Origin of the sequence: Nonomuraea monospora (assembly GCF_039531895.1) — a bacterium.
Lineage (GTDB): Bacteria > Actinomycetota > Actinomycetes > Streptosporangiales > Streptosporangiaceae > Nonomuraea > Nonomuraea monospora.
On the sequence record NZ_BAAAQX010000017.1, the window covers coordinates 245,086 to 251,621 of the forward strand.

Below are 6,536 nucleotides of genomic sequence, written 5' to 3' on the forward strand. Positions count from 1 at the left end.
GCCGGGCACGGTGCCGGGACCGGGACCGGGACCGGGTATGCGCGCGGAACCGGTGCGGTGATCGACTCGGTGGGGGGCGACGTCGGGGATCCGGCGCAGGTGTCCGCCATGATGCGGCAGATCTTCCAACGGCACGGGCGCCTCGACGCGCTCGTCGTCAACGCGGGCGTGCACGAGGCGGCCCTGCTGGGCATGACCGGCCAGGCCACCATCGACCGCCTCTTCCAGGTCAACGCCATCGGCGCCACCCACACCCTGCAAGCCGCGCTCAAGCTGCTGCGCCGGGGCACGTCCCCGGCCGTGGTGCTGATGGCCTCGATCATGGGGCGCGCCGGCGGGCCGGGCCAGGCGGTGTACTCCGCGACGAAGGCGGCGGTGATCGGGCTGACGCTGGCCGCGGCGAGGGAGCTGGGGCCGTCCGGGGTCAGGGTCAACGCGGTGGCGCCCGGCTACATCCGTACGGACCTGCTGGGAACACTCGACGACGACGCCCGCGCGGGCGTGGTCGCCGCGACCCCACTGCGCCGGCTGGGCGAGCCGGGCGACGTGGCGGGGGTTGTGGCGTTCCTGCTGTCGCCGCAGGCCGGGTTCGTGACCGGGCAGGTGCTCGGGGTGGACGGCGGGCTGGTGCCGTGATGTTCCCGCACCCGCAGGCCCAGCTCATCCCATCGGGCGCCGAGGAGGGCATCGGCGGCGACAAGCTGGCCCACTACGTCAAGCGCGCCGCGGAGAACCTCGACGGGCTGCGGCCAGGGCCGCTGTTCTGCGCCATGCGCAACACCCTGGCCTCTGTGTTCTGCTACCTCGGCGCGTGGCACGCCGGGCGGCCGATCGCGCTGCTCGACCCCGACCTGCCGGCCTCCACGCTGGCCGACCTGTCGGAGCGGTTCAGGCCGGCCGCGCTGCTCGGGTTCACCAACCCGCTGGAGGATCCGCCGCCGTCCCGCGCCGACGTGCCCGACCCGCATCCGGATCTGGGCCTGCTGCTGGCCACCTCGGGTTCGACAGGCAACCCCAAGCTGGTGCGCCTGTCGCGGCAGGCCGTGCTGTCCAACGCCCAGGCGATCGCCACCGCCCTGTCCATCGGGCCCGGCGAGATCGCGATCACGAGCCTGCCGCTGCACTACAGCTACGGACTGTCGGTGCTCAACAGCCATCTCATCTCGGGCGGCACGGTGGTGCTGACGGAGGCGGGGCTGCTGGAACGTTCGTTCTGGGCGGACCTGTATACCTACGACTGCACGTCGCTGGCCGCCGTCCCGTACCAGTACTCGATGATGCGCCGCATCCGCTTCGACCACTCGAAGTACCCCAAGCTCACGACGCTCACCCAGGCGGGCGGGCGGCTCGCGCCCGAGCTGGCCGAGGAGTTCGCCGCGCAGGTGGAGCGGTTCTACGTGATGTACGGGCAGACGGAGGCGACGGCCCGGATGGCCGTGCTGCCACCCGACCGGCTGCCCGACAAGCCGGGTACGGTCGGCGTCGCCCTGCCCGGCGGCTCCCTGGAGATCGACGAAGGCGAGGTCGTCTACCGCGGGCCGAACGTCATGATGGGCTACGCGGAGAACGCCGAGGACCTCGCCAGAGGCGACGACCTGGGCGGGGTGCTGCGCACGGGCGACCTCGGCACTCTCGACGCCGAAGGCTTCCTCCAGATCACCGGGCGGCTCAAGCGCATGGCCAAGGTCTTCGGCACCCGCGTCAACCTCGACGACGTCGAACGCATGCTGCGCGGCCTCGGCCCTGTGGCGGTCACCAGCGGCGACGACCGGGTAACGGTCTGGACGGAGGCGCTCGACCCCACCGCCCAGGTGCGCATGGCCCGGCGGCTGGGGGCCGAGCTGCGGCTGCACTGGAGCGGGTTCGACATGCGGCACATCGACCATCTGCCGCTGCTGGCGACGGGCAAGGTCGACTACCGCACGCTGGAGGCGCTCACGTGAGTGCCGCGGCCGGCGTGTTCACGCTGAGCGAGCCGGAGCGGGAGGCCGCTCTGGTTCCCGAGCTGGCTGCGCTGACGGCGCGGCACCGCGAGGCGTGCCCGCCGTACCGCAGAATCTTGGACGCCGTCGGCGCCGCACCGCCCTACGAGCGGCTCGCCGACCTGCCGTGGCTGCCCGTGCGGCTGTTCAAGACGCACGAGCTGCGCAGCGTACCGCGGGAACAGGTGTTCAGGGTGCTGGCGTCCAGCGGCACCACCGGGCAGCAGCCGAGCCGCGTCTACCTCGACCGCGAGGCCGCGGCGGCCCAGCCCCGCATGCTGGCCGCCACGCTCAGGGCCGTGCTGGGCGAGCGGCGGCTGCCGATGCTCGTCGTCGACACCCGCTCGGTCGTCCGCGACCCGACGCTGAGCGCCCGCGGCGCCGGGGTGCTCGGCATGATGAACTTCGGCCGGGACCACACGTTCGTCCTCGACGAGCAGGGCCAGGTCGACGCGGAGGCCGTCAAGGGCTTCCTGGCGCGCCACGGCGGCGAACGGTTCCTCGTCTTCGGGTTCACGTTCATGATCTGGCTGCACCTGCGCGGCCTCGGCGCCGACCTCTCGCAGGCGGTGCTCATCCACTCCGGCGGCTGGAAGCGGCTCGCCGAGCAGGCGGTGGACAACGCCGAGTTCCGGCGGCGGCTGGCCGACGAGTGCGGGCTGAGCAGCGTCCACAACTTCTACGGCATGGTCGAGCAGATCGGCACCGTCTTCCTGGAAGGGCCGGACGGCGACGGGCTCTACTGCCCCGACTTCGCCGACGTCGTCATCCGCGACCCCGAGACCTGGCAGGAGGCGCCCACCGGTGTGCCGGGGCTGATCGAGGTGGTCAGCACGCTGCCCACGTCCTACCCCGGTCACGTGCTGCTGACCGAGGACCTGGGGGTGGTGCGGGGCGTTGACGACGGGAGCTGGCCCGGCAAGCGGTTCGAGGTCCTCGGCAGGCTGCCGCGGGCGGAGGCGCGTGGCTGCAGCGACACCATGGGGCAGGGCTGATGCCGGACGACCACACCACCACCGCACCGGCCACCGTCGTTGACGTGCGCTTTCCCGCCGGGGGGACGGTGCCGGTCGAGGTGCTGATCGGCCAGATGAGCGGTGAGCACCAGGGCGGACGCGAGCCGCAGGCGGGTGACCGGCTCTGCGGCCGTGAGCACCAAGTGGACGACGAGCCTCTCGGACGCGCACCTCAGGCAGGCGGCGGACTCCTTGACCGCGAGCACCAGGCGCGCGGCGAGTTTCTCGGGCGTGAGCATCAGGCGCGCGGCGAGCTTCTCGATCGCGACCGCCACGCGGGCGGCGGGCTCGGCGGGCGTGAGCTGCAGGTGGGGGACGAGCGGGTCAGGGAGTTCCTGGCGGCCTTCGGGCGGCGGCTGCTGCGGCCCGCGCTGGCGCGCCGCCACCCCGAGCTGGGCTCGCTCGGCTTCTTCCTGCGCCCCAGCGAGCTGGCCCGCACCGTGGAGGGGCTGGCCGGCGAGCACGTACGCGTCCCACGCGGCCTCATCTTCCATATCCCGCCCGCGAACGTGGACACCGTCTTCGTCTACTCCTGGGCCCTGTCCGCGCTGATGGGCAACCGCAACATCGTCCGCCTGTCACACCGCTCCGGCATCGTCGCCGAGACCATCCTGGAGACGCTGCACGAGGCACTCGCCGACGCCGACCCCGTGATCGCCGCCACCCAGCGCGTCATCTCCTACGACCGGTCGGAGGTCATCACCGCCGCGCTGTCCGCGGCCTGCGACCTGCGCGTGGTGTGGGGCGGTGACGGCGCCGTACGGGACATCCGGCGGCACCCGCTGGCCCCGCACGCCCGCGACCTGACCTTCCCCGACCGTTCCTCGTTCGCGGTGGTACGGGCGGCGGCGTGGCTGTGCGCGCCCCGGGCCGCCAGGGTCACGGTCGCCGAGGGGTTCGTGAACGACACCTACTGGTTCGACCAGGCCGCCTGCTCCTCGCCGCGGACCGTGTTCTGGGTGGGGTCCGAAGGCGACTGTGACGCGGCGCGGGCCGACTTCACCGCGCACGTCGCGCGGGCGGTGACCGTGCGCGGGTGGGGGGTGGACGCGGCGATGGCCGTCGAGAAGCGGGTCTCCACGTACGGGCTGGCCGCCGACGGGCTCGCGGAGAGCATCGAGTTCCACGGGAACGCGCTGGCCGTCGTCCACCTCTCGGCCGCCGCCTCGGCGCCCCGGCGGTGGCTGGGGGCGGGGACGTTCGCGCACGCGCGGCTGAATGCGCTGGGCGACCTGGTGTCCTTGGTGGAGCGGCGGGATCAGACGATGACGCACTTCGGGTTCGGGCAAGGGGAGCTGGAGGAGCTGGCCAGGGGGCTGGCGGGGCGGGGTGTCGATCGGATGGTGCCGGTCGGTAGCGCGTTGAGCTTTCACCGGGTGTGGGACGGGGTGGATCTGCCGGCCGAGTTCACGCGCCTGGTGACCGTCATACGGTGACGCGGGCGGCGGCCGCCCATCCCGCGGTTGCCCGGTCGCGAGGGGTTGCGGGGCGGGGGCCTGGGCCTGGGCCTGGGCTTGGACTTGGACTTGGGCTTGGGTGGGGCGCCTGGGGGCCGGTGGTGGTCGTGGGCGTCGGGGTCGTGGCCGCCTTCCTGTGGTGCGGGGTTTCCGTTCGGGATCTGTGTGCGTTCGCCGCGTACCTCGTAGGGGCGGTGGCGTTGCCTGGGACGCTGCTGTGGCGCGCGCTGGCGGGGGGTAGGCCAGCGAGAGGTGGATCGGCGGGAGGCGGGTCGGCGAGAGGCGGGCTGGCGGGTCGTGAGCGGACGAGAAGTCGGTCGGCGGGTCGCGGGCTTGCCGGGCGCGAGGCTGCCGGGCGCGAGGCTGCCGGGCGCGAGGCTGCCCGGGGTGGGCTGGTCGGGCGCGGCCTCACCGGGCGTGGCCTCACCGGGCGTGGGCTGGGCGGGGGTGAGGCTGGCGGGCGGGGGTGGGTGCTGGGGGTGGAGGTGGCGGCTGGGCTGGCGGTCGGGTATGCGGTGGAGGTGCTTGCCTACATCCCGGCGCGGGCCGTTGGGGTGCCGTTGCTTGTGCTGGTGCCGCCTGGCTTGATCGTGGGGGCGTTCGTTTGCGTGCCGGGGCTGCGGCGGCACTGGCGGAGGCCTGTAGGCGGGGAGCGGATGCCGCCGTGGTGTGCGTGGGCGCTGGCGGGGGTTGTGGCGTTTCTGGTGGTGTGGAGCGCCTTGTTTCAGTATCGGGTGCCGGTTGAGGCCGGGTATGTGGACATGCCGTACCACCTGGCGCTGGTGGGTGAGGTCAAGCACCACTTCCCGCCGACCATGCCGGCGGTGCTGGGTGAGCCGCTGGCCTACCACTGGTTCGTGTACGCCGAGATGGCCGCGACGAGTTGGGTGACCGGGATCGAGCCCGCGACGCTGGTGTACCGGCTGTCGATGTTGCCGATGGCGGTGGCCACGGTGGTGCTGGTGGCGGCGCTCGGGAGGCGGCTGGGTGGAGGGTGGGGGGCTGGGGTTGCGGCGGTCGGGGTGACGTATTTCCTGTTCAGCCCGGCGCTGGTTGAGGGGGCGGTGTTCAGTTCGCGGTCGATGTTCACGGTTTCGACGAGTCCGACGCAGACGTTCGGGGCGTTGTTGTTCGTGCCTGTGGTGTTGCTGCTGGTCGGGGTAAGGCGGGCCGGGTGGGCCTGCGGTGGTGGCTGGGCGCGGTGGGTGGTGCTGGGGGTGTTGCTGGTGGCGCTTGCCGGAGCCAAGGCCACCTATCTGCCGCTGCTGCTGGCCGGTCTGACGGTGGTGATCGCGGTGCGGTGGGTGGTGGAGCGGCGGGTGCCGGGGGTGTGGGTCGGGGTGGGGACGCGGCTCGGGGTGGGGACGCGGGTCGGCGTGGGGACGCGGGTCGGCGTGGGGACGCGGGTCGGCGTGGGGACGCGGGTCGGCGTGCGGACGCGGGTCGGCGTGCGGACGCGGGTCGGCGTAGGGACGCGGGTCGGCGTAGGGGCGTGGGTTGGGGCGGCGGCTCTGGTGCTGGGGTGCTTGGTGTTCGCGCAGGTCGTGCTGTTCGGGCAGGGGTCGCAGGGGATGGTCGTGTCGCCGTTCGCGACCATGCGGGCGGTGTGGGGTGAGGTGGCGGGGGTGGGGATGCCGGCGCTGGCGTCGGTGTCCGCGGTGCCGCTGGCGGTGCTGACCGGGGTGCATCTGTTCTGCCTGGCCTGTGTGTGGGGTGGGGTGGCGGGGCTGGGAAGGCGGGTGCTGGAGCCCGGTGTGCTGCTGTTGCTGGGGATCGTGGCCGCGGGGATCGGGGCGACCGTGGTGTTCGGGCATCCGGCGGAGTCGCAGCTCTACTTCTTGGAGGCGGCGCGGCCGTATCTGTCGGTGGCCGCCGTGTGCGGGGTCGTGGCGGTCGGGCGGGTGCCATGGGTGCGGGCGGGTTGCCTGGCCGTGGTGGGGGCTGGGGCCGCGCTGGTGGTGTCCGGGGCGGGGGGTGTATCGACAGCGGGGAGCGTGTCGGCGACAGGGGCCGTCTCGGGGGCAGGGGCCGCGTCGGCGGCAGGGGCCGTCTCGGGGGCAGGGGCCGCGTCGGCGGCAGGG

5 protein-coding genes are annotated in these 6,536 nt (G+C 73.4%); all 5 read left to right on the forward strand.

Annotated elements, in window-relative coordinates:
* The first annotated feature begins 57 nt into the window (after nt 1-57).
* A complete protein-coding gene (locus tag ABD331_RS30855) occupies nt 58-636 on the forward strand; it encodes an SDR family NAD(P)-dependent oxidoreductase (protein WP_344482114.1) in 579 nt (192 codons plus the stop codon).
* Entirely contained in the window at nt 636-1,943 is a 1,308-nt protein-coding gene (locus ABD331_RS30860) for an AMP-binding protein (RefSeq protein ID WP_344482117.1), read from the forward strand. The genes ABD331_RS30855 and ABD331_RS30860 overlap by 1 nt, the downstream gene beginning before the upstream one ends.
* Complete coding sequence (locus ABD331_RS30865; protein WP_344482120.1) at nt 1,940-2,977, forward strand: LuxE/PaaK family acyltransferase; 1,038 nt, start codon at nt 1,940-1,942, stop codon at nt 2,975-2,977. The genes ABD331_RS30860 and ABD331_RS30865 overlap by 4 nt, the downstream gene beginning before the upstream one ends.
* Nucleotides 2,977-4,434 (forward strand): acyl-CoA reductase, encoded by a 1,458-nt coding sequence (locus ABD331_RS30870; protein ID WP_344482123.1) that lies wholly within the window; start codon nt 2,977-2,979, stop codon nt 4,432-4,434. The genes ABD331_RS30865 and ABD331_RS30870 overlap by 1 nt, the downstream gene beginning before the upstream one ends.
* 500 nt (nt 4,435-4,934) lie before the next feature.
* Nucleotides 4,935-6,536: hypothetical protein (locus ABD331_RS30875; RefSeq protein ID WP_344482126.1), on the forward strand; the 1,602-nt coding region annotated here is incomplete at its 3' end.